General features: G+C 70.3%; 23 protein-coding genes. 4 read left to right on the forward strand and 19 right to left on the reverse strand.

The window, feature by feature from the left end; all coding sequences use genetic code 11:
• The first annotated feature begins 38 nt into the window (after positions 1–38).
• Together C8K38_RS14805 and C8K38_RS14810 are read left to right on the forward strand one after the other, a co-directional pair.
• Positions 39–1094 (forward strand): alpha/beta hydrolase, encoded by a 1056-nt coding sequence (locus C8K38_RS14805; RefSeq protein WP_257017498.1) that lies wholly within the window; start codon positions 39–41, stop codon positions 1092–1094.
• Positions 1095–1165: 71 nt separating this feature from the next.
• Complete coding sequence (locus C8K38_RS14810; protein ID WP_097212193.1) at positions 1166–2215, forward strand: alpha/beta hydrolase; 1050 nt, start codon at positions 1166–1168, stop codon at positions 2213–2215.
• A gap of 15 nt (positions 2216–2230) precedes the next feature.
• On the opposite strand, the gene C8K38_RS14815 is transcribed toward C8K38_RS14810, so the two are convergent.
• Genes C8K38_RS14815 through lspA form a run of 3 tightly spaced genes read right to left on the reverse strand, consistent with a single transcriptional unit; the run spans position 2231 to position 4333 of the window.
• Positions 2231–2890, reverse strand: a complete 660-nt coding sequence (locus tag C8K38_RS14815; RefSeq protein ID WP_257017497.1) for a hypothetical protein — start codon at positions 2888–2890, stop codon at positions 2231–2233.
• A complete protein-coding gene (locus tag C8K38_RS14820) occupies positions 2883–3809 on the reverse strand; it encodes an RluA family pseudouridine synthase (protein WP_097212192.1) in 927 nt (308 codons plus the stop codon). The genes C8K38_RS14815 and C8K38_RS14820 overlap by 8 nt, the downstream gene beginning before the upstream one ends.
• Positions 3806–4333, reverse strand: a complete 528-nt coding sequence (gene lspA / locus C8K38_RS14825) for a signal peptidase II (RefSeq protein ID WP_218840976.1) — start codon at positions 4331–4333, stop codon at positions 3806–3808. Before lspA ends, C8K38_RS14820 begins: the two co-directional genes overlap by 4 nt.
• A gap of 219 nt (positions 4334–4552) precedes the next feature.
• On the opposite strand from lspA, the gene C8K38_RS14830 reads away from it, so the two are divergent.
• Positions 4553–5455: a hypothetical protein gene (locus C8K38_RS14830; protein WP_097212225.1), complete on the forward strand. Its 903-nt coding sequence runs from the start codon at positions 4553–4555 to the stop codon at positions 5453–5455.
• A complete protein-coding gene (locus C8K38_RS14835; protein ID WP_245220959.1) occupies positions 5455–6195 on the forward strand; it encodes a sensor domain-containing protein in 741 nt (246 codons plus the stop codon). The genes C8K38_RS14830 and C8K38_RS14835 overlap by 1 nt, the downstream gene beginning before the upstream one ends.
• Positions 6196–6253: 58 nt before the next feature.
• On the opposite strand, the gene C8K38_RS14840 is transcribed toward C8K38_RS14835, so the two are convergent.
• From C8K38_RS14840 to murD, 16 genes are all read right to left on the reverse strand, one after another.
• Positions 6254–6748: a hypothetical protein gene (locus C8K38_RS14840; protein ID WP_179800573.1), complete on the reverse strand. Its 495-nt coding sequence runs from the start codon at positions 6746–6748 to the stop codon at positions 6254–6256.
• A gap of 134 nt (positions 6749–6882) precedes the next feature.
• On the reverse strand, positions 6883–8229 hold the full coding sequence (locus tag C8K38_RS14845) for a DNA polymerase IV (RefSeq protein WP_097212189.1): 1347 nt from the start codon (positions 8227–8229) through the stop codon (positions 6883–6885).
• 13 nt (positions 8230–8242) lie between these two features.
• Complete coding sequence (locus tag C8K38_RS14850) at positions 8243–8572, reverse strand: TfoX/Sxy family protein (RefSeq protein WP_097212188.1); 330 nt, start codon at positions 8570–8572, stop codon at positions 8243–8245.
• A gap of 47 nt (positions 8573–8619) precedes the next feature.
• The gene (ileS, locus tag C8K38_RS14855; RefSeq protein WP_097212187.1) at positions 8620–11832 is read right to left on the reverse strand and encodes an isoleucine--tRNA ligase; all 3213 of its coding nucleotides are present in this window, start codon (positions 11830–11832) and stop codon (positions 8620–8622) included.
• A gap of 238 nt (positions 11833–12070) precedes the next feature.
• Positions 12071–12319 carry a hypothetical protein gene (locus tag C8K38_RS14860; protein ID WP_097212186.1) on the reverse strand — a complete coding sequence of 83 codons (249 nt, stop codon included), beginning with the start codon at positions 12317–12319 and terminating at the stop codon, positions 12071–12073.
• A gap of 16 nt (positions 12320–12335) precedes the next feature.
• Complete coding sequence (gene wag31, locus C8K38_RS14865) at positions 12336–13166, reverse strand: DivIVA-like cell division protein Wag31 (RefSeq protein WP_097212185.1); 831 nt, start codon at positions 13164–13166, stop codon at positions 12336–12338.
• 145 nt (positions 13167–13311) lie between these two features.
• Positions 13312–13599: a YggT family protein gene (locus C8K38_RS14870; RefSeq protein ID WP_097212184.1), complete on the reverse strand. Its 288-nt coding sequence runs from the start codon at positions 13597–13599 to the stop codon at positions 13312–13314.
• 105 nt (positions 13600–13704) lie between these two features.
• Positions 13705–14322, reverse strand: coding sequence for a cell division protein SepF (locus C8K38_RS14875; RefSeq protein ID WP_097212183.1), 618 nt, complete (start codon positions 14320–14322; stop codon positions 13705–13707).
• A gap of 44 nt (positions 14323–14366) precedes the next feature.
• Positions 14367–15113, reverse strand: coding sequence for a YggS family pyridoxal phosphate-dependent enzyme (locus tag C8K38_RS14880; protein ID WP_097212182.1), 747 nt, complete (start codon positions 15111–15113; stop codon positions 14367–14369).
• Positions 15106–15834: a peptidoglycan editing factor PgeF gene (gene pgeF, locus C8K38_RS14885; protein WP_097212181.1), complete on the reverse strand. Its 729-nt coding sequence runs from the start codon at positions 15832–15834 to the stop codon at positions 15106–15108. Before pgeF ends, C8K38_RS14880 begins: the two co-directional genes overlap by 8 nt.
• Positions 15831–17069 carry a cell division protein FtsZ gene (ftsZ, locus tag C8K38_RS14890; RefSeq protein WP_077041926.1) on the reverse strand — a complete coding sequence of 413 codons (1239 nt, stop codon included), beginning with the start codon at positions 17067–17069 and terminating at the stop codon, positions 15831–15833. Before ftsZ ends, pgeF begins: the two co-directional genes overlap by 4 nt.
• Before the next feature lie 233 nt (positions 17070–17302).
• Positions 17303–17944 carry a cell division protein FtsQ/DivIB gene (locus C8K38_RS14895; RefSeq protein WP_245220960.1) on the reverse strand — a complete coding sequence of 214 codons (642 nt, stop codon included), beginning with the start codon at positions 17942–17944 and terminating at the stop codon, positions 17303–17305.
• A gap of 209 nt (positions 17945–18153) precedes the next feature.
• Positions 18154–19635, reverse strand: coding sequence for a UDP-N-acetylmuramate--L-alanine ligase (murC, locus tag C8K38_RS14900; RefSeq protein WP_097212180.1), 1482 nt, complete (start codon positions 19633–19635; stop codon positions 18154–18156).
• Positions 19632–20837: an undecaprenyldiphospho-muramoylpentapeptide beta-N-acetylglucosaminyltransferase gene (gene murG, locus C8K38_RS14905; RefSeq protein ID WP_097212179.1), complete on the reverse strand. Its 1206-nt coding sequence runs from the start codon at positions 20835–20837 to the stop codon at positions 19632–19634. Before murG ends, murC begins: the two co-directional genes overlap by 4 nt.
• Entirely contained in the window at positions 20834–22288 is a 1455-nt protein-coding gene (gene ftsW, locus C8K38_RS14910) for a putative lipid II flippase FtsW (RefSeq protein WP_097212178.1), read from the reverse strand. The genes murG and ftsW overlap by 4 nt, the downstream gene beginning before the upstream one ends.
• Entirely contained in the window at positions 22285–23724 is a 1440-nt protein-coding gene (murD, locus tag C8K38_RS14915) for a UDP-N-acetylmuramoyl-L-alanine--D-glutamate ligase (RefSeq protein ID WP_373560260.1), read from the reverse strand. Before murD ends, ftsW begins: the two co-directional genes overlap by 4 nt.
• Positions 23725–23742: the final 18 nt, after the last annotated feature.

The raw sequence follows: 23742 nt of genomic DNA on the forward strand, positions 1-23742 counted from the left end.
TGACGCCCGGCGCGCCCGACCACCACCGAGGAGAGTCTGTGACCATCGACACCCAGAGCGAATCGCCCTCCCCGAGCGCCCGCCCGCGCTCGCGCTGGAGGCGGTGGATCCTCTGGGTCGTCGGCATCCTGCTCGCGCTCATCCTTGCCGCGGTCCTCGCCTTCACGCTCAGCCCGTGGCCCGGCGCCATGGTCGTCCGCGTCGTCTTCGACCGAGGCGCGGCGACCACCACCAGCGCCCTCGAGAAGCACACCCCGCAGGGCATCGCCTCGATCACCGATCAGCAGTACCGGGACGGCGACTCCGACGCCCTCCTCGACGTCTACTTCCCCGAGACGGCGACCGAGGCGCTGCCGACAGTGATCTGGACCCACGGCGGCGCCTGGATCTCCGGCAACAAGTCGCACTACGCGCCGTACTACCAGCTGCTGGCGGAGCGCGGGTTCACCGTCGTCTCCCTCGACTATTCGCTCGGGCCCGAGCGCACCTACCCGACCCCGGTGCACCAGCTCAACGACGCACACGCCTATGTCGTCGCGAACGCGGAGCGCCTGCACGTCGATCCGAGCCGTATCTTGCTCGCGGGCGACTCGGCCGGTGCGCAGCTCTCCAGCCAGCTGGCCGCCCTCGTCACCAACCCCGAGTACGCGCGCGAGCTCGACATCACTCCGGCGCTGCGCCCCGAGCAGCTGCGCGGTGTCGTGCTGAACTGCGGGATCTACGACGTCGAGAAGATGACGGGCGGGTCCGGCATCGTCGGCTGGGGAGCGGACCAATCGCTCTGGGCGTACACCGGCAGCCGCGATTTCGAGGACTCGACGGCGATCGGGCAGATGTCGACCATGCGCCACGTCACCGACGGGTTCCCACCCACCTACATCAGCGGCGGCAACGGCGATCCGCTGACCGACAAGCAGTCCAAGCCGCTGGCGGCCGAGCTCGGCGGGCTCGGCGTCGAGGTCACCACGCTGTTCTATCCAGAAGACCACGAGCCCGCGCTGCCGCACGAGTACCAGTTCGACCTGGACAACGAGGACGGCACACGGGCGCTGGAGCGGACCGTCGAGTTCCTGAAGGCGCACACCGCGCCCTAGCCCCCTGCCGAGCTGCCAGACTGTCCCTGCGGCCACCGTCGGGGTGACGCCGCACACCGGAAGGAACCATCATGACCGAAGTCGGCGACACCTCGACTGCGCTGCGCACCCGCGGCCGATGGAAGCGACTCGGGCTGTTCGGGCTCGCCGTCCCGGTCGTGACGGCGGCGGCAGGCGTGCTCGTCTCCCGGGTCACCCCGCGACCCTTCACGAGGGCGGTGCGCTGGGGCTTCGAGTGGGACGCGGACCGCGTCACCGCGGCTCTCGGCGCACACGAGCCCGCCGGGGTCGCGCGCGTCACGGACCAGCAGTACCGAGACGGAGACCCCGACGCCCACCTCGACGTCTACTTCCCCGAGGCGGCGCAGGGCCCGCTGCCGACGGTGATCTGGACCCACGGCGGCGGCTGGATCTCCTGCCACAAGACCGACTTCGCGCCCTACTACCGGCTGCTCGCGGCCGCGGGCTTCACCGTGGTCTCGCTCGACTACTCACTCGGCCCCGACCAGACCTACCCCACCCCCGTGCACCAGCTGAACGACGCGCACGCCTACCTGATCGCGAACGCCGAACGGCTGCACGTGGATCCGCAGCGGATCGTCTTGGCGGGCGACTCCGCCGGGGCCCAGCTCTCGAGCCAGCTCGCGGCGCTGATCACCAACCCCGACTACGCCCGCGAGGTCGGCGTCACCCCTGCGCTGCGCCCCGGCCAGCTGCGCGGTGTGGTGCTCAACTGCGGCGTCTTCGACGTGAGGAAGGTTGTCGGCCTGCCAGGAATCCTCGGTTGGGCCATGGACCAGTTGGTCTGGTCCTCCCTCGGCACCAAGGACTTCGACGATTCGGCCGCGGTGGCACAGATGTCCACGATCCTCCACGTGACCGGGCAGTTCCCGCCCACCTACATCAGTGGGGGCAACGCCGACCCGCTCACCGATACCCAGTCGGTGCCGCTCGCCGAGCGGCTGCGCGGGCTCGACGTGGACGTGACGACCGTCTTCTACCCGGCCGACCACAAGCCGGCGCTCGGGCACGAATACCAGTTCAAGCTCGACAACGAGGACGGCCGGTTGGCGCTGGAGCGGACCATCGAGTTCCTGCGCAAGCACACCGAGCAGGACTGAACGGGCGGGCAGTTCTCACCGGGCGGGCACGTCGCCGTCGTCCGGGCCGGGGGCCACGGCGGAAGTCTGCTCGGGCAGCAGCGGCGTGACCGCGAACCGTCCGTACTCGGCGTCCGCGGGCAGCGCCTCCACGGCCCGGACGCCGGGCCGTGCCGCGAGGGCGCGGAGCTGTGCGAGGTCGCCGCGCACGGTCATCCCGACCACACAGGCGCACCCGTCGGCGAGGCGCCCGGCCGACACAGCATCGATGCGGGCCTGCCGGTCCCACTCCCCCGCCGAGCCCTGCAATCGTCCGGCCGCGACCAGCGGGGAACGGCGCACCGCCGCCTCGTCCGCGGGCACGTCCACGACGATCAGCGGCGTCTGCACCCGATCGATCGGCACCCGGAACAGCACCTGGGAGATCCGGACGCCGTCGGCGAGGCGGTAGGCCTGTTCGACGGTCGCCTCGGGGCCGAGCGAGACCAGCGCCCAGTGCTGATCGGCGTCGGACCCGCCGACCGAGTCGGCCGCTCGATCGAGGTACTCGCTGACCGCCTCGCCGCCGTCGGGACCGAGCCGGTCGGTCGCGATCGAGGTCGGCCGCGGCGGGTTGGCGAGGCCGAGCACCACGACCAGCACCGCCAGGGCGAGAGCGCAGCAGACCGCCACGATCGCCCCGGCCCGATCACGCACTCCTGAGGACCTCGAGGGCGTATTGCAGATCCTTCGGGTAGTCGCTGGTGATCTCCATCCAGCGGCCGTCCGCGGGGTGCGCGAACCCGAGCGCGCGGGCGTGCAGCCACTGCCGTTCGAGGCCGAGCCGCTCCGCGAGCCGGGGGTCGGCGCCGTAGGTCAGGTCGCCGCAGCAGGGATGCCGGAGCGCCGCGAAGTGCACCCGGATCTGGTGTGTGCGCCCGGTCTCCAGGTGGATGTCGAGCAGGCTGGCTGCCTGGAACGCCTCCACCGTGTCGTAGTGCGTGACGCTGGGCTTGCCGTCCGCGGTGACCGCGAACTTCCAGTCGTTGCTGCGGTGCCGTCCGATCGGCGCGTCGATCGTGCCGCTACTCGGGTCGGGGTGGCCCTGCACCAGCGCGTGATACCGCTTGTCGATGGTGCGCTGCTTGAACGCGCGCTTGAGCAGCGTATACGCGCGCTCACTCGTCGCGACCACCATCACGCCGGACGTGCCGACGTCGAGCCGGTGCACGATGCCCTGTCGCTCGTGCGCCCCGGAAGTCGAGATGCGGAAGCCCGCCGCGGCGAGCCCGCCGATGACCGTGGGTCCGGTCCAGCCGACGCTCGCGTGCGCGGCGACGCCGACCGGCTTGTCCACCACCACGACGTCGTCGTCGGAGTACAAGATCTCCATGCCCTCGACCGGCTGCGCCTCCACCGTCAGCGGCCGCGCGGGTTCGGGCAGCTCGACCTCGAGCCAGGCACCGGCAGGCAGCCGGTCCGACTTGCCGACCGCGATGCCGTCGAGCAGGACCGCACCCTCGTCGGTGAGCGCGGCGACCGCGGTCCGCGACAGGCCGAGCAGCCGGGCAAGGCCCGCATCGACGCGCATGCCCTCGAGCCCGTCGGGTACGGGCATCGACCGTGTCTCCCTCATGCGTCCGCCGCCTTGCCTGCATCGAGGTCGGAGTCGGCGGTGGCGTCGGAATCGGCGCCCGCCCGGGTGCCGTCGGGTTCGAACCCGAACAGGGTGAGCGCGACCAGCAGGATCGCGCCGCAGACGATGGCCGAGTCGGCGACGTTGAACACCGGCCACCAGCCGACCGACACGAAGTCGACGACGTGGCCCTGAAGCGGGCCGGGGGCCCGGAAGATCCGGTCGATCAGGTTGCCGAGCGCACCGCCGAGCACCAGGCCGAGGCCGAGTGCCCACCACGGCGACCGCAGCGTCCGGCCGATCTTGATGACGCCGATCACCACGCCGATCGCGACCAGGGTCAGCACCCAGGTCATCCCGGTGGCCATCGAGAAGGCGGCGCCCGGGTTGCGGACCAGGGTCAGCGTCACCACGTCACCGATCAGCTCGATCGGCTCGCCGGGCTTGATGTGCCGCACCGCGAGGATCTTGGTGACCAGGTCCAGTCCCAGGATCAGCGCCGCGATCGCGACCAGCATCGGCATCCTCAGCGGCGCCTGCACGGCGGCCACCGCGGTTCCACCTCCCGTTGCCTCGCTCGCCCCGGCGTCGGGGTTCTCCGCATTTTCCGCTTCACTCACCCCGCCATCATCCCTTACGGTGGCACGCCGGGCCCCACCACACCCAACCGTGGCTAACCTGGTCGGGTGCCTGTGTTCTCTCCTCGGTCCGCCCTCCCGGCAACGGCGACGGCCCGGACCGCTCTGGTCGCCGCAACCCTCGCCCTCACCTCCCTCGTCTCCGCGTGCGGGTCCGGCGGTGATGCCGCCCCCACCGATGTCGCCACCGCGTCCGCCACCGAGGTCACCGTCCCGGTGTCGGCGGTGACGGCCACCGTCCTCGATCCGGGCGCGGAGCCGCGTCAGCGGGTCACCGTGCACCCGCCGATCGGTTCCGAGCAGCACGCCACGCTGACGACCCGTTCGCAGGTCTATCAGCAGATCGACGATCAGCCACAGCAGGACTTCTCGACCCCGGAGCTGCGCACACCGCTCACCGCGACCGTGCGAGGCGAGCAGTCCGATCCGGCGATCCAGGTGGACCTGACGCTCGGATCGATCGGCACCCCGGACCCGCGGCTGTCCGACGCACTGAAGGAGTCGGAGGGGTCGGGCGCGGGCTTCACCGTGCAGCCGACCGGGGCCATCACCTCGCTCCGGATCGCCCCTGACCCCGACTCGAGGGATATCGCCCGCTCCGCCGTCGAGCAGGCCTTCTACCAGTCCGTCTATCGCACGGTGTCGTTCCCGGACGCGGAGATCGGGATCGGGGCGGTCTGGACGCTCCGGCAACAGGTCATGAGCGGGATCGCGCTCGACCAGGTGACGACGGCGACCCTGCGGGAACGGGACGGGGACCGGCTCACGGTCGACGTCACGGTGACGCAGACGCCCGAGTCGCCCGTGTGGGATCTGCCGGACAAGTCGAGCAGGCTCAACATCGACACGTACGTCATGACGGGGACCGGCACCATGGTCGTCGACCTGAATCAGCCGCTGCCCGTCGGCGGGGACGTCACCGTTGGCGGTCACCAGAGCTACCGCGACCCGAACGCCACCACGACGCTTCGGCAGACCATCACCAACCGCGTGCAGTGGGCCGGTTGATGCGCCGCACGCGCGTCCTGGCCTGCACGGTGGCCGCGCTGCCCCTGCTCGCGGGGTGCGGCGGATCCGGCGGCGAGGAGGCAGCCACGTCGTTGCCTCCGCTGCCCGCCCAGGTGACAGCCTCGGCGACGGCAGGCGCAGGCCCGATCACCGATCCGGCCCGGCTGAAGGCCGCCCTGCTCACCACCGCCGACCTACCGACCGGTTTTGCGCCCCTTGCGGATCCGGTGCAGGACCTGGGTCTGCCGCCGGCCCCGGAGTACGACGCCGCCGACCGGTCGAGCACCGATCCGCAGGCGTGCGCGGCCGTGCTGCGCGAGGTGGCGGACCAGGTGCCCGGGTCGACGTCGCGCGCCCTGGCGAGGTTCGGCGGGCCGGACTTCACCAGCGTCGACATCGACGCCGCGAGTTACCCGGACGGTGGCGCCGCCGGCGCGCTGGCCCGCGTCCAGGAGACCCTCTCCGGGTGTACCGAGTACCGGGGCACGGACGCCGACGGTTTCGAGGTGCAGTACCGGCTCGGCGGCCTCGAGCAGCCGGCGGTGGGCGACGCCTCGATCGCGGTGCGGCTGCTGACGTCCAGCGACGGGGTCACGATGACCTCGGACGTGGTCATCGCTCAGGTCGGCTCGACCCTCGTGCAGCTGGTGGCCTCCGGCCAGCAGCCGATCGGCCAGGACCTGCTCGCGCGGCTGGCCCGCACCGCAGCGGACCGGATCGGCGCCGCCGCTCCCGTGTGAAACGCCGAATGCCGGCACCCCTTGCGGGGCACCGGCATTCGGTCGGTTCCAGCTAGCGTCAGACGCAGGCAGGCGAGGTGAGGTTCGCCAGCTTGACGATGTTGCAGGCGTACTCCTTCGACAGCTTCCACTGGCCGTTCTCGACCACGAAGCCGGCGGTGCCGGCGCTTACCTGGCCGCCGATGTCCATGTTGACGGTGGCGGTGAGGGTGCCGTCGCCGTTGTCGAGGATCGGGTCAACGACGGTGACGGTGGCGTTGGACTGCTTGGCGGCCGCGGCCACGGCGTCGAACAGGCCCGGGTCCGACTCGCCGTCCTGGACGAGGGTGACCTTCTCGGCGGCCGGGGTGGCCGGGTCGAGGCCCTTGACCAGCATCGCGTTCAGCTCGACCGCGGAGGGCGCGGCCGGGTAGTCGAGGCTGCTGTCAGCAGCCGTGGTGGTGGCCTTGGCGGTCGTGGTCTTCTCCGCCGTGTTGGTGTCGTCACCACAGGCGGCGAGCGAGAGGGCGGCCGCCACGGCGACACCGGCGATGAGGGTCTTGCGGAGCATCAATGCTTTTCCTTTTCTCGGGTGAACATGTTCTCGGTGCTCGTTGGTGCTCAGAGCGATTCAGGGGTTGCGTCCACTATGGCATCCACCGAAGTCTGTCTGTGACAGTAGTGAACACCATAAAAATAAGGTGATCCTTAATGAAGGCTCGCCTCGGGGTCCGCGCGGCCAAGTCCGCCGTCGTCCTCGGCAAAGGTACGCGCGAGGCCCGGCCCGGTCGAGCGTGTCTCGAATCGGACCGTGACCACGCCATGTCCGCAGCCCTGGACCCATCCGTGACCGAACTCACTATGCGCGACGTCCTGACCGGGGCGCCAACGGACCGCATCCGCGACCACCGGCGCGGGCGGCGCGTCCGCCTCCGGCCGCCTCTCCTCTGTGACGAGCATCACATCGCCCTGGTCCAGGTCGGGGAACAGCGAGCCCTGCCGAACAGAGGTGAGTCCCCCGAGCGAGACCCCGACCAGTCGCACCGGGCCCAGCTCGAGCGGATCGATCACCTGCCGCTGCGCGGTGGCCACCAGGGTCTGCAGGTCCGCCGTGGCGTAGGGCAGGGTGGCCGAGCGGGTGACGATGCTCATGTCGGACTTCTTCAGCTTCAACACCACGGTCCTGGCCGCCCGGCCGTCGCCGAGCAGCCGGGAGTGCGCGGCGGCGCCGGTGCGTTCCACCGCCGCACGCAGCTGGTCAAGGGTCACCAGGTCGGCGGCGAAGGTGGTCTCGGCGCTCACCTGCTTCGCGTCGGCGCGCTCGGCCACCGGGCGGTCGTCGATCCCCTGCGCCAGGCGATGCAGGCTCGGCCCCAGCGTGGCGCCGAGCACCGAGACGATCTCGGTCGAGGAGGTCGCGGCCAGCCCGCCGATGGTCTCGATCCCGAGCCTGCGCAGCTTCTCGTCCGCGACCGGGCCGATCCCCCACAGCTTCCGGACGGGCAGCGCCTCGAACAGCCCGCGCTGCTCGGCCGGGGTGACCACCCGGACCCCATCCGGTTTCGCGAGCCCGGAGGCGATCTTCGCGATCTGTTTGCCCGACCCGGCGCCGATCGACGCCACCAGCCCGGTCCGGTCCCGGATCAGGGCGCGCAACTCCTCCGCGAACACCCGGACCGCTACCGCATCCGCCCCGGCCAGCTCCTGCGGCTCCCCGAACGCCTCGTCCATGGAGATCATCTCGAGCACCGGCATCCGGGTACGCAGGGCGTCGAAGACCGTCTTGCTGAGCATCGAGTAGAGGCCGCCGCGCGGCGGCAGCACCACCGCGCCCGCGCCGACCATGCGCCTGGCCTGGTGCATCGGCATCGCCGACCGCGCCCCGTAGGCGCGCGCCTCGTAGCTGGCACCCGCGACAACTCCGCGACCGCCCAGCCCGCCGACGAGCACCGGCCGCCCACGCAGCGTCGGCCGGGTGAGCTGCTCGACGGAGGCGAAGAACGCGTCCATGTCGAGGTGCAGCACCCAGCGGCGCGAGGTGGTCGGCCCGGTCATCGTGGTGCGAGCGTCATCGCGATCGGGGCTTCTTCTTCCTCGGCTGGGGCAGCGCATCGGCGGTGCGCTGGATGAACTCGTGGAGCCAGTCGGTGTCGGCCAGTCGCTCCGGTGGGATCGCCAGGTAGTCCTTCGCACCCGGATACGGCGCGGCAAGGGTCACCGCGTCGAGGTACTCGTCCGCCGCCTCGCTCGGTTTGACGAAGACGGTGTCGTCACAGATCAGCGCGACGATCTTCTCGTCGCAGTACAACCCGTACTCGCCGAACATCGCGCGGGCGCGCACGTCCAGGGGCTCGAGCTGCCCGAGGACGTGCGCGACCGTCTCCTTGCTGGTGCTCATAGGTGGGAAGCTACGCCGGTACCCCGACAACGGGGCACCGACACTCCTCACGCCTTGGTGATCACGACCCGGGCGCCCTCGCCCAGGTCGACGGCCCCTGGACCGCTGGCCTCGCCGAGCTCGAGGCTGGTCGCGAGGATCTCCCCCGCGATCAGCTCACGGTGCCTGACGGCCCAGTCGAGCCGGTCCTCTGGCACCTGCAACGTGACGACGATCCGGTCCGAGACCTCCAGGCCCGCCGCGCGGCGGGCGTCCTGCAGCTCGCGGATGCGGTCCTTCGCCCAGCCCTCGGCCTCGAGCTCCTCGGTGACCGCCGAATCGAGGACCACCAGGCCCGCGTTCTCCGGCAGGGCCGCGGTGGACTCGGGCTCGGCGGCGACCAGGCGCTGGGTGTACTCGGACGGGAGCAGCGCGATGCCGGCTTCAGGAGCGGAGCCTGCGGAGCGACCCGGCCACACCGTGACGACACCGTCCACCTCGGACCAGTCCCCCGCCTTGACCGCCTTGATGACCGTCTGCACGTCCTTGCCGAGACGCGGGCCCGCGGCCCGTGCGTTGACGACGAGCTCGAACTTGCCGTGAACGTCCACGTCCTCGGTCAGGTCCACCTTCTTGACGTTGACCTCGTCGGCGATGATGCCGAGGAACGGGCGCAACCGCTCCGCGTCCTCGGCCGCGACGGTCACCTCGGGCAGCGGCAACCGCACCCGCAGGTTCTGCGCCTTGCGCAGGCCGAGCACGGTCGAGCAGACCGAGCGGACCTCGTCCATCGCGCTGACCAGCTCCGGATCGGACGGCAGATCGGTGGCCTCCGGCCAATCCGTCAGGTGCACCGAACGCCCGCCGGTGAGGCCGCGCCAGATGACCTCGGTGACCAAAGGCAGCAGCGGCGCCGCGAGCCGCGTCACGACCTCGAGCACGGTGTGCAGGGTGTCGATGGCGTCGCGGTCCTCGTCCCAGAACCGCGTCCGGGACCGGCGCACGTACCAGTTGGTCAGCGCGTCGCAGAAGGTCCGCAGCTCGTCGCAGGCACCGGCGATGTCGTTGACCTCGAGCGCCTCGGTGATCGCGTCACGGGTGCCCGACAACTTCGCCAGGATGTACTTGTCGAGCACATTCGGCGAATCGGTGCGCCACTGTCCCGGCTTGCCCGCGTACAGCTGCAGGAAGCTCCACGCGTTCCACAGCGGCATCAGGGCCTGCCGGGAACCCTCGCGGATGCCCTGCTCGGTGACGACCAGGTTGCCGCCGCGCAGGATCGGCGAGGACATCAGGAACCACCGCATGGCGTCCGAGCCGTCCCGGTCGAACACCTCGTTGACATCGGGGTAGTTGCCCTTGGACTTGCTCATCTTCAGGCCGTCGTCGCCGAGCACGATGCCGTGGGCGGCGACGGTCTTGAACGCCGGGCGGTCGAAGAGCGCGGTCGCCAGCACGTGCAGCGTGTAGAACCAGCCGCGGGTCTGGCCGTTGTACTCGACGATGAAGTCGCCGGGGTTGTGGCCTTCCTGCCCGTTGCCGCCGTCGAACCAGTCCTTGTTCTCGAACGGGTAGTGCACCTGCGCGTACGGCATCGAGCCGGACTCGAACCAGCAGTCCAGCACCTCGGGGACGCGACGCATCATCGACTTGCCGGTCGGGTCGTCCGGGTTCGGGCGGACCAGGTCGTCGATCATCGGCCGGTGCAGGTCGGTCGGCCGCACGCCGAAGTCGGCCTCCAGCTGGTCGAGCGAGCCGTACACGTCCGTCCGCGGGTATGCCGGATCGTCCGAGATCCAGACCGGGATCGGGCTCCCCCAGTACCGGTTGCGGCTGATGTTCCAGTCGCGGGCGCCCTCGAGCCACTTGCCGAACTGCCCGTCGCGGATGTGCTCGGGAACCCAGGTGATCTCCTGGTTCAGCTCGACCATCCGGTCCCGGAACTTGGTCACGGCGACGAACCACGACGGCACCGCCATGTAGATCAGCGGCTGGCCGCTGCGCCAGCTGTGCGGGTACGAGTGCTCGATCGTCTCGTGGCGAAGCAGCTTGCCGGCCGCCTTGAGGTCCTTGGCGATGACCGGGTTGGCGTCGAACACCTGCAGGCCCTCGTACGGCGGCACCATCGCGGTGAACTTGCCGCCCGCGTCGAGCGGCTGCACGATCTCGATGCCGTTGGCCGTCGCGCAGTCCATGTCCTCCTCACCGAAAGCCGGTGCGAGGTGGACGATTCCGGTGCCGGAGTCCGTGGTGACGTAGTCGGCGGCGAGCGTGCGGTGCGCGTTCTCGTGGCCCTTGCCGGGTCCGTGGAAGAAGTCGAACGGCGGCTCGTAGGACAGGCCGACCAGCTCGGCGCCCTTGTGCTCGGAGAGCACGGCGGGCTCCTCGCCGAGTTCGCGGGCGTAGTGGGCCACCCGGTCCTTGGCGAGCACGTACCGCTTGCCGTCCTTGCCCTCGACCTGGACGTAGTCGATCTCGGGGTGCACGGCGATCGCCAGGTTGGACGGCAGCGTCCACGGCGTGGTGGTCCAGATCAGCGCGTTCGCGCCGTCGAGCGGCGACCCGGGTGCGACGAGCGGCATGTCGACGGTGACCGCCGGGTCCTGACGCATCTTGTACGCGTCGTCGAGCTTGGTCTCCTGGTTCGACAGCGGGGTCTGCTCGTACCAGCTGTACGGCAGCACCCGGAAGCCCTGGTAGATCAGTCCCTTGTCGTGCAGCTCTTTGAACGCCCACATGACCGACTCCATGAAGTCCAGGTCGAGGGTCTTGTAGTCGTTGTCGAAGTCGACCCAGCGCGCCTGGCGGGTGACGTATTCACGCCACTCGTCGGTGTAGCGCAGCACCGAGGACTTGCAGGCGGCGTTGAACTCGGCGAGGCCCATCGCCTCGATCTCGGACTTGTCCTTGATGCCGAGCTGCTTCTCGGCCTCGAGCTCGGCGGGCAGCCCGTGGCAGTCCCAGCCGAACCGGCGCTCGACCTTCTTGCCGCGCATCGTCTGGAAGCGCGGGATGAGGTCCTTGACGTAACCGGTGAGCAGGTGACCGTAGTGCGGCAGGCCGTTGGCGAAGGGCGGGCCGTCGTAGAAGACGAACTCGGGCGCGTCGGCCCGGTTGGCGATGGAGGCGCGGAACGTGTCGTCCGAGGCCCACTCGGCCAGCACCCGCTGCTCGAGTTCGGGGAAACGCACGTTCGTGTTGGCCTTGCCGCCGCCGAGATCAACTCGCGGATAGCCGGCGCCCGTCTGGTCGGATCCGTTGCCGGTCGAGTTGTTCGTCAACTCAGTACTCCCTCGTGCCGTGTCTGGCACGGGGACGACGGCAGCGCCTCTGCGCTGCGACCGCGGTACCACCCCGCTTGCCCGGACGCGGCAGCGCCGCGGCCCGGACCTCTCGTGCTGGGCTGTGACGGGCCCACCCGTTCGGTTCTACTGAGCGACCCGTCCATCTCGAACGCGTGCCGTTCTTCCGAAGGCTCCCCGGTGATGGCCGGATCAACGCCACATACTGACTGCGATTCTAGTCGTCGGCGTCAAATCGCCTGTCCGACGACTCCCGGCTCGCGTCGGCCCGCCCGCCCGATGGCGGGGCACCGGGTTCGGCCGCGTCCGGTGCGGTGTTGCCGCGTAGTGAACTCACCAGCAGCAACACCGCACCGATCACGCAGACCACGATGCATCCCCATGCCCAGACGACCGATCCGGTCATCAGGGCGATCACCAGCAGCGCGAACCCCACCGCTGCCATTACGAGCGTCAGGACCAGCACGACGGGCGTTTCCGTCTTAGTTGTTGCCCTTGGCGAACGTCTGGCTCAGGCCGGGCTTGGAAGCCTCGCCACCGAACGCCTCCTGGCCACCGTCCACGGGGACCGCGGAACCGCGCTGCTCGAGCTCTTCGAGCTGCGACTCCAGGTAGGACTTCAGCCGCACCCGGTACTCGCGCTCGAACGTCTTGAGCTGCTCGATCCGGCCCTCCAGCACGCTGCGCTGCTGGTTGATGGTGGCCATGATCTCGGTGTGCTTGCGCTCGGCGTCGGCCTGGAGCGCATCCGCCTTCTCCTTGGCCTGACGCAGCTGCGTCTCGGAACGCGTCTGGGCGTCGGAGAGCAGTGCCTCGGACTTCTGCCGTGCGTCGGAGATCATCGCCTCGGAGCGGGTCCGCGCGTCGCTGACCAGCTGCTCGGAGTTGGTCCTGGCCGTGGTGACCAGCTGCTCCGACTCCGTCTTCGCATCGCCGGTCAGGCGGTCCGCCATCTCCTGGGCGAGGCCCAGGATCTTCGCGGCCTGCAGGTTCGCCTCTTCGGTGTTGCCAGGGCGAGCGACGGGAGCGGCGGGCGCGGGGGCTGCGACCGGGGCGACCGGCTTGGGCGGCTCTACAACCCGAACGGGCTCCGGCGCGGCACCTGCCGGCCGAGGAGCCTTCTTCGCATCCGCGAGCTCCTGATCGAGCTCACCCACGCGCTGGCGGAGATCCGCGTTCTCCTCGATCAGTCGCGAGAGCTCCTGCTCGACGAGGTCGAGAAACGCATCGACCTCGTCTTCGTTGTAGCCCCGCTTGCCGATAGGCGGCTTGCTGAACGCGACATTGTGCACATCAGCTGGTGTCAGCGGCATGGAAGGATCCCTTCACGCGTCTGTTGGCGGTCGAGCAAGCATTCAGTTATAGCGCATACAGCGGGAAACCAAGCAATCCCACTGTAACTGGCGTCCATTCTGTCACACCAGACCCGTAGGTCGCGCCACGACTCAACCATCGACATCACGCGGCCAGTCCTTGAACGACCGACATCAAGATGAAGACGATGAACAGCAAGACCATGATTGATAGGTCCAACCGAACCCCGCCGAGATTTATCGACGGAATTAGCCGCCGGAGCAGCTTGATCGGTGGATCTGTGACCGTAAATATCGCTTCGAGAATGACAACCACAATGCCGGTGGGTCGCCAATCGCGAGCAAATGTCCGGATGAACTCGACGATGATCCGTCCGATGAGTAACAACCAAAAGACGAAGAGCAGGAAGTAGATCACCGCGAACAAGGTCACTCCATCACTTTGCCTGACTCGGCCGGACCAATCAAAACGAGATCGGTCCGCACCGGCCTCAGGACATCCGGCCGGGCCAGCCTACTTCCAGCCCGTCCAGACCGCCTATTTCTGGTTGTAGAAGCCGGTTTCGGCGATCCGACGCCGCTCCTCGGCGGAGACATCGATATCGGCAGGTGAGAGGAGAAACACTTTTGTGGCCACCTTGTCGAAGGAGCCGCGCAGCGCGAACGCCAGGCCGGCCGCGAAGTCGACGAGGCGCTTGGCGTCGGCGTTGCTCATCTCCACCAGGTCCATGATGACCGGGGTGCCGTCGCGGAAGCGCTCGCCGATGATACGAGCCTCGCCGTAGTCGCGGGGGCGGAGCGTGGTGATCTTGGACAGCGGTCCGCCCTCGTCGAATACGGGCGCGCGTCGGCTCTCGACGCGCGGCTGGGTGTCGACCGCGAGCGCGCCGCGGGTCGCGGGCGTGCGGGCACCGACGGGAGCGCCGGGACGGGTGCTGCGCGCGGGCAGCGGCTCCATCCGACGGGGCGCGGCCGGGCGGTCGAGCTCGTCGAGCTCGTCGCGGGGCACGTAGCCGACATCGTCGTACTCACGGTCCAGCTCACCCTCGTAACGTCCACCGCGGGGTGCGCGGCGCGGCTCCTCGAGGTAATCGTCTTCGTAATCCTCGAGGGGGACCATGCCGAAGTAAGCCTTGAACTTGTGCAGAGTGCTCATCGTCGACCTTCCTTGGCGCGGCGGACAATCGGGCGGTGCGCCGATCAGTTCGAGGCTATCGGCCGGGAACCCAACAGTGCGGTTCCGACACGCACGCAGGTGGAACCGTACCGTACGGCGACCTCCAGATCACCGGTCATCCCCGCCGACAATTCCGTCGCCGCGGGATGACTGCGGAGCAGCTCCGTGTGCGCGGCCTGCAGCGCCGCGAACGCCTGCTCCGGATCGGCCCCCAACGGGGGAACCGCCATCAGCCCCGAAAGCTCAAGCCCGGCCGCCGATTCGGTGCGGTCGGCGAGCTCGGGCAGCTCGTCGAGCGGTACGCCACCTCGGAGCGGGTCGTCGTCCAGACTGACCTGGAGCAGCACCCGCAGCGGCCGGTCCCTGCCGCCCTCCCCCAATGCGACGGTCGCGGCCTTCGCGAGGGCATCGACCAGCCTCGGGCTGTCCACGGAGTGAATTGCGTACGCCCACTGTGCGATAGAGCGGGCCTTGTTCCGCTGCACGCTGCCGATCATGTGCCACCGGACATCGCCGATGCCTGCTGCGTCGAGCTCACCGAGCTCGGCGACCTTGGAGGAGGCCTCCTGCTCGCGCGACTCACCGAACTCGCGACAGCCCAGCCCGAACAGGATCGCGACATCGGAGGCCGGGAAGAACTTGGTCACCGGCAGCAACTGGACGTCGTCCGGGTCGCGGCCCGCATCCAGGCAGGCCCGCGTCAGCCGCTCGCCGACACTGGTGAGCGCGGATGCGATCTCGGCTGCCCGCGGCGACGGTGCGTCATTCACCTGGCGTCGACTCCATCCAGATCACACCCGCCAGCCGCCCGGTCGGCGCGCCCCGACGATGACTGAACAGCGCGCGGTCCTCGATCGTGCAGCGCGGGTCCTCCGCCACCCCGGACACGCCGGCCTGCAGCAGCTGGCGGCGCAGGCCCGCCCGTAGGTCGATCCCCGGGGTGCCGTGCACCGTAGTGGTCGCGCTGCCCGGCAGATGCTTCTCGACGTCCGCGCGCATCGCCGCGGGCACCTCGTACTGACGGCCGCTCGCCGCGGGTCCGAGGAAGGCGCCGATCCGTTCGACCGCCGCGCCCTTCGCCACCATCGCGTCCAGCACGCGCGGCACGATCCCGATCCGGGCACCGACCCGGCCTGCGTGCACCGCGGCGATCACCCCGGCCTTGTCGTCGGAGAGCAGCAGCGGCACGCAGTCCGCGGACAGCGTCACCAAAGCCAGATCGGGCACGTCCGTGACCAGCGCGTCGGTCGCCTCGACGACACCCGTGACGGGCCCGTCCACCACGGTGACGTTCCGACTGTGGATCTGCTCCATCCAGACCAACCGCTCGAACGGCAATCCGATGCCGTCCGCGAGCCTGCGACGGTTCGCGGCCACAGCGGCCGGGTCGTCGCCGACGTGGTCGCCGAGATTGAAGGAGTCATACGGGGGCGCCGAGACGCCCCCGGTTCGAGAGGTGACTACCCGACGAACCCGGAAGCCGCCCGTCACCGACGCATGAAGTCGGGCACGTCCACGTCGTCGACGTCGTCATCGGTGACCGGCACGGTTCGACTCGGTGCGCTCACGGGGACCGGCGGCAGACCGGAACCGGTGTTCTCGCGACCGTCGCGACGCTCGCGTCCGTCGCGTCCGTTCGGCGCGGGAGTGGGATCGGGGGCCTGGTGCTGCGGCGGCCGACCGATCTCACCGGCGCGGCCGGCTCCGATCGCACCGTTACCCGCCGCCGCCGACGCCGTCGCCGCTGCGGCGGCCGGCTCGACCGGGCGACGCGTCGGCGTGCCGCCGTCGAAGCCCGCCGCGATGACCGTCACCCGGACCTCGTCGCCGAGCGAATCGTCGATGACCGTGCCGAAGATGATGTTCGCATCGATGTGGGCGGCTTCCTGCACCAGCGAGGCCGCCTCGTTGATCTCGAAAAGACCCAGGTCCGAGCCGCCCGCGATGGACAGCAGCACGCCGCGCGCACCCTCCATCGAGGCCTCGAGGAGCGGCGAATTGATCGCCGACTCGGCGGCCTTGATCGCCCGGCCCTCACCGCGCGAGGATCCGATGCCCATCAGCGCGCTGCCCGCTCCGGACATGACGCCCTTGACGTCCGCGAAGTCCACGTTGATCAGGCCGGGGGTGGTGATCAGGTCGGTGATGCCCTGGACGCCGTTGAGGAGGACCTCGTCGGCGCTGCGGAACGCGTCCATCAGGCTCACGGCGGCGTCGCCGAGCTGGAGCAGCCGGTCGTTGGGGATCACGATCAGCGTGTCGCAGGACTCCCGCAGGGCCTGGATCCCGTTGTCCGCCTGGCCGCCACGCCGCTTGCCCTCGAAGGAGAACGGCCGGGTGACAACGCCGACGGTCAGCGCGCCCAGCTTGCGGGCGATGCTCGCCACGACCGGTGCGCCACCGGTACCGGTGCCACCGCCCTCGCCTGCGGTCACGAAGACCATGTCCGCGCCCTTGAGGACCTCTTCGATCTCGTCCTTGTGATCCTCGGCGGCCTTGCGGCCCACCTCGGGGTCGGCGCCTGCGCCGAGACCGCGGGTGAGTTCTCGGCCGACATCCAACTTGACGTCGGCGTCGCTCATCAGCAGCGCCTGCGCGTCGGTGTTGACGGCGATGAACTCGACTCCCTTGAGTCCCTGCTCGATCATGCGGTTGACCGCATTTACGCCGCCGCCGCCGATGCCGACGACCTTGATAACGGCGAGGTAGTTGTGCGGGGGCGTCATGGGCTCTCGCCTTCCGTGTGTGTGAACGCGCTCGGGGTGATGCTCGTATAACTGAAATTACGTCGTGCTGGTGGGGCGGATGTTGCTGGTGATGCGGCACTTCTCAGATAAACCCTCAACCTCAACCATAGGCTTAGAGTTATGTCAAGTAGCCGACTGAAACGAAACGCTATGCACGACAGGTCCGATCCGCCAGCAGGCGCGCCGACGGGCGACACGATTTGTCGTCGCGCTCATTTGACGGTGACCAGATCGGGACTCGAGATGTCGTACACCTTGCCCGGCTGGCCGAGCAGCGGCAGCGCGATGGCGGACTTGCGTTCGGTGTTCTCGACGCTCCCCCACACCAGCTGCCGCCCGTCGAGCAGGGTGACCCGGATATCGGAGATCGAGCCTGCGGCGACCTCCCCGACCTGGGCCCGCAGCGGCGGCGGCATCGAGGTGAGCACCTTGAGCGCGTCGACCGTCACCGGATCCTCCAGACCGGGCCGCTCGACCTTCAGGCGCGGCACCCCAGGCGGCGGCGGTTCGATCGCGTAGGCGACCGCGCCCGCGTCCATCAGGTGGGTGCCCTCGGGGGTGTCGTAGAAGACGGCGGGCGCCCGCTCGACGACCGTGACCCGCACCGTGGACGGATAACGGCGTTCGACCCGCGCATGATCGACCTTCGGAATCGAGGCCACCCTCCTGGCGGCCGCGTCCACATCGACCTGCAGCAGCGGCTTCCCGGTCGGGATGGCAAGGATCGTCAGCACCTCGTCGCCGGGGACGCCGACGTTGCCGACCACCGAGACCTTGCGCACCGAGAGCACCGGGGTGAACCAGGCCGCCGCGACGAGGCCGACCAGCGCGATCACCGACAGCGCGATGATCAACGGCCGCTTCCGAATACGTGGGCGGCTGCCCCGACGAGGTTTCCCGGCGGCTCGCTTGCTCTCCTTGCGGTCGCGCTTGCCCCCCTTGCGATCTCGCTTGCTCCCCTTACGCTCGGGGCGTGCGGATCGCGCCTCGGGCCCGGCGGGGCCTGCGGCGCGATCCTCGCCCCCGGCAGCGGGGCGCGCGGCGCGACCCTGGCTGTCCGTCGTCACCGCGGTCGGCCCGCGGCGGGTGTGGCCCCGAGGGCGCCGAGGATCTCCTTGCCGAGCATCGTCACGTCGCCCGCACCCATGGTGATCACGATGTCGCCGGACCGCGCGAGCGCGGCGATCTGGCGGGGGGCGAGCGAGAGATCCGGCTGGTAGTGCACCGGCTTGGTGACCGCCTGCGCGACCAGCGCGCCGCTGACCCCGGGCAGGGGCTCCTCCCGCGCGCCGTACACGTCGAGCACCACCACCTCGTCCGCGAGGTCGAGCGCGGCACCGAACTCCTCGGCGAACGCCAGCGTTCGCGAGTACAGGTGCGGCTGGAAGACCACGATCACCCGGCCGTTCGCCGATTCCGTTCCCGGCCGGACCAATTCGCGGGCCGCCCCGAGCACGACGCGGACCTCGGTGGGGTGGTGGGCGTAGTCGTCGAACACCCGCACGCCGTTCTCACGGCCGGTGGACTGGAAACGCCGATGCACGCCGCCGAACCCGGCGATGCCCTCGATGACCTCCTCGACCGTCGCACCCACCTCGCGGGCGGCGAGGATCGCGCCCATCGCGTTGAGCGCCATGTGCCGGCCCGGCACCGCCAATCGCAGTGTGCGCACGCCTTCTTCGCCGGACAGTTCGAACTCTGCGATGCCCCCGATGTCGCGGGCCTGCCAGCTCACCAGGCGGGCGCCGATCTCGATACCTTCCACCGAGACGTCACCGCTGCCGTAGCCGAGGACCCGGATGCCGGGCAGGTCGCGTGCCACCACCCGCTGGGCCAGTGCCGCCGAGCCCGGGTCGTCGAGACACACCACGAGCAGGCCCCCCGGGGCGATCCGCTCCGCGAAATCGTCGAAGACCTGGACGTAGGCCTCGGTGGTCCCGAAATAATCGAGGTGATCGGCCTCGACATTCGTCACGATGACCACGTCGGGGTCGTACTGCAGCAGCGAGCCGTCGCTCTCGTCGGCCTCCGCCACGAAGACGTCGCCGGTTCCGTGGTGGGCGTTGGTGCCCGCCTCGTTGAGCTCACCGCCGACCGCGAACGACGGGTCGACACCGCAGTGCTGCAGGGCGACCACGAGCATGGAGGTGGTGGAGGTCTTGCCGTGCGTACCCGCGACCAGCAACGTGCGGTTGCCCTGCATCAGCGAGGCGAGCACCGCCGGGCGAAGGATCACCGGGATGCCGCGCTCGCGCGCTGCCACCAGCTCCGGGTTGTCCTTCGGAATGGCCGCGTGCGTGGTCACCACGACCGTCGGGCCGCCGGGCAGCAGGTCGAGCGCGCCCGCGTCGTGCCCGATCCGGACCTGGGCGCCGCGGGCCCGCAGCGCGAGCACCCCGCGGCTCTCCTTGGCATCCGAGCCGGACACCTGACCGCCCCTGGCCAGCAGGATCCGGGCGATGCCGGACATGCCTGCGCCGCCGATGCCGACCATGTGGACTCGCTGCAACTCGGGGGGCAACTGCGCCCCGCGCACCTCGGTCATCGCCCGCCCTCCGACCTCTCCGACTGCTTGGACACCCCGAGTCCCTTCGCCACGTCGAGCACGATCCGGGCCACCGCCTCCGCCGCATCCCGGTGCCCGGCATCGGCGGCGGACCTGCCCATCTCGCTCAGCCGGGCGGCATCGCCCAGCAACGGCACCACCGTATCCGCCACGAACTGCGGCGTGAGGTCGGCGTCGGCGACGATCATGCCACCGCCCGCCCGCACCAGCGGCTTCGCGTTGAGCTCCTGCTCGCCGTTGCCGTGCGGCAGCGGCACGTAGACCGCGGGCATGCCGACCGCGGAGACCTCCGCGACGGTCATGGCCCCGGAGCGGCAGATCGCGGCGTCGGCGGCCGCGTACGCCAGATCCATCCGGGACAGATACGGCACCGCCACATACGGCGCGGCCGGGTTTAGCTGGGCCACCTCGAGCGTGTTCTTCGGGCCGTGCGCGTGCAGCACCGAGATCCCGGCCGCGGCCAGCGCCTCGGCGGCACCGGAGACGGCCTCGTTCAGCGAACGCGCGCCCTGGGACCCACCGAACACCAGCAACACCGGGCCGTCCGCGGGCAGACCGAAATGCGCCCTGGCCTCGGCGCGCAGCCCGGCGCGATCGAGCCCGGTGATCGAGGCGCGGACGGGGATCCCTACGACCTCCGCGTCCGAGGCACCTCGAGCGGCGACTCCCGAACCCGGCACGGCGGCGAGCACGCGGGCCGCGACCCGGGCACCGATCTTGTTCGCGATGCCTGCGCTGGCGTTTGCCTCGTGCACGACGACCGGGACCCGTCGACGGCGGCGGGTGAGCCCCTTGCCTGCCGCCAGGTATGCGGGCAGGGCGACGTAGCCACCGAACCCGACGATCACGTCGGCATTCGTCTCCTCGAGCACCTCGCGGGTGCGCCGCACCGAGCGGACGACCCGGCCCGGCAGCCGCAGCAGATCCTTGGACGGCTTGCGCGGCAGCGGCACCGGCGGGATCAGTTCGAGGCGGTAGCCACGCTCGGGAACCAGGGTCGTCTCGAGCCCACGCTCGGTGCCGAGCGCGGTGACCGTGACGGAGGGGTCGAGCCTGCGCAGCGCATCGGCCACCGCCATCGCGGGTTCGATGTGTCCGGCGGTACCCCCGCCCGCGACGACGACGGACGGACCGGTTGAGGCGCGCGACGCGACCGGTGAAGTCTCTGAAGTGCCGCTCACCTACGAAATCCTCGCTCTCCTGTGCGGCCGTTCGACCGTCGTGTCCGCTCGTCTGATGCTAGTGCCCGTCCGCGTCGCGGATCCGCCCGCCGCGGGTCGGGGGCGGGCCTGCCCGCCACCGCCCGCCTGCGTGGCGGCGGGGTGGCGGCCCGCTGCTGCTGGGCGGCCCGCTGCTGGGCCGCGCGCTTCTGTGCCGCCTTCGCCTGTGCCGCCTTGCGTGCGGCCTCCGCCCGTGCGGGCGAGTACTGCTCCGGCATGGGCAGCCGCAGCATCCTGCCGAACCGCCCGACCTGACCGGCGTGCAGGGCGGCGACCGCCTCCGGCTCGTGCCTGGCGGCGTTGGCGATGACGCCGAACATGAACAGGGTGATCGCGATCGAACTGCCACCCGCGGAGACGAGCGGCAACTGCAGGCCGGTGACCGGGAGCAGGCCGATCACGTAGCCGATGTTGATCAGCGCCTGGGCCAGGATCCAGGTGGTCGCGGTCGCGGTGAGCAGGCGCAGGAACGGGTCGATCGAGCGCATCGCGATCCGCAGCCCCGCGTAGACGAACAGCGCGAACAGCCCGATCACCAGCATGCAGCCAAGGAAGCCCAGTTCCTCGCCGATGATCGCGAAGATGAAGTCGTTGTGTGAGTTGGGCAGGTAACTCCACTTGGCCCGGCTCTGCCCGAGCCCGCGACCGAACAAGCCGCCGTCGGCAAGGGAGAACTTGGCCTGTCTGCCCTGATAGCCGATGCCCTGCGGGTCGGCGCCGGGGTTCAGGTAGGCCTTGACGCGGTCGGACCGGTAACCGGCGGTCAGCGCCAGCACCAGCGCGGCCGCGGCACCTGCCCCGACGATGCCGAGGAACAGGCGCAGGGGCAGTCCGGCAAACCAGAGCAACGACGCCAGGATGATGCCGAACGCGATGGTGGTCGACAGGTTCGGCTGCAGCACGATGAGCACGCAGACCAGGAGCGCCGCGGGCACCAGCGGCACCACCATCTCCTTGACGGAGGCGTTCTGCCTGCGGGATGCCAGCAGATGCGCGCCCCAGACCACCAGGGTCACCTTCGCCAGCTCGGACGGCTGGAACGACAGCGGGCCAAGGGTGAACCAGCGTCGTGCGCCGCCCGACAGGGTGCCGATGCCGGGGATCAGCACCAGGGCCAACAGCACCACCGACACGGCGAACGCCGGCAACGCCATCGTGCGCATGACCCGGACCGGCAGCAGCAGCGCCACGTAGAACAGCACGGCTCCGACCGCGACGAAGATCAGCTGCGTGGTGAAGGTGCCGTAGGCGGAGCCGGTGTCGGCGTAGGACTCCACGCTCGAGGACGACAGGACCATCACGAGCCCGAGCACGGTGAGCAGGCCGGTGATCGTGACGATCAGGTGGAAGGAGGCCAGCGGACGCGCCAGCCAGGCGCCGAAGCGGGTGCGGGGTCCCGCGGCCTGCTTCATCGCGACCGACCCGCCACTTCCGCCACGGCCTGCGCGAAGCTCCGGCCGCGGTGCCCGTAGTCGGTGAACATGTCCAGCGACGCCGCCGCGGGCGCCAGCAGAACCGTGTCCCCCGGCCTGGCCATCGACGCGGCGGTGCGGACCGCGCGCGCCATCACGGCATCGGGCGATTCCGGGCTCGGCGCGGGACTCACCCCTGCATCGTCTCCCGCATCCACCCGCACGACCGGCACCTGGGGTGCGTGTCGCGCGAGTGCCTGTGCGATCTGCATCGCATCGCGGCCGAGCAGGACCGCGCCGACGAGCCGATCGGCCACCTCGGTGACGAGTTCGTCAACGCTCGCGCCCTTGAGCAGACCGCCCGCGACCCACACCACCCGTGGGTGTGCCAGCAGCGACGAGCGTGCGGCGTGCGGGTTCGTCGCCTTCGAGTCGTCGATGTACGTGATGCCATCCGCCTCGGCGACGAGCGCCGCGCGGTGCGGGCCGACCTGGTAGCTGCGCAGACCCTCCCGAACCGCAGCGGCGCCGACGCCGATCGACCTGGCCAATGCGGCCGCGGCCAACGCGTCCATCTGACCCGCGGGTCCTGGCGGGGTGATCTCGTCGGCCAACGCGAGGGTCTCGTCGTCCGCGAAGGCGCGGTCGACGAGGCGGTCACCGTCCACCCCGAGCTCGCCGGGAGCGGGCAGGCCCAGCCGGAACCCGACGGTCCGCCCTGCGGTGGACACCCGCGACAGTCCGGCCGTGACCGGGTCGTCGAGCCCGAGCACCGCGACATCCCCGGTCAGCACCTGCGCCTTCGCGTCGATGTAGCCCTTCATGCCGCCGTGCCAGTCCAGGTGGTCCTCGGCGATGTTGAGGATCACCCCGGCCGTCGGGTGCACCGACGGCGCCCAGTGCAGCTGGAACGAGGAGAGCTCGACGGCCAGCACCTCGTTGCGGGGGCGCTCGGCCCGGAGCGCGTCGACGATCGGCAGGCCGATGTTCCCGCAGGCGACCGTCGCGATCCCGGCGGCCCGCAGGATCGACTCCAGCATCGAGGTGGTTGTCGTCTTGCCGTTGGTGCCAGTCACCACCAGCCACTTCCTGGCGGGTCCGTATACCTGCGCGCGGTCGAGCCGCCAGGTGAACTCCACGTCACCCCAGATCGCGACCCCGGCGCCCGCGGCCGCGGACAGCACGGGCGCGTCGGGGCGCCAGCCGGGGCTCGTGACGACCAGCGCGAACGCGCCGATCTCGGCCGCGGCCCGCTCCGGCGCCGTGACCTCCACCCCGGTCGAAGCGGCCAGGGCGTCGAGCGAGGCCTGGTTGCCGTCGGTGACCGTGACATCGGCGCCCAGCTCGCGGAGCGGTTCGATCAGGGCCCGGCCGGAGATCCCCGATCCCGCGACCAGGACCCGGCTGCCGTGCAGGCGGGCGAACTCGGGCGGCAGAACCGACGGAGGTCCGGA

The sequence above is a fragment of the Rhodococcus sp. OK611 genome (genome assembly GCF_003050885.1).
In the GTDB taxonomy this organism is placed as follows: domain Bacteria; phylum Actinomycetota; class Actinomycetes; order Mycobacteriales; family Mycobacteriaceae; genus Rhodococcus_G; species Rhodococcus_G oryzae.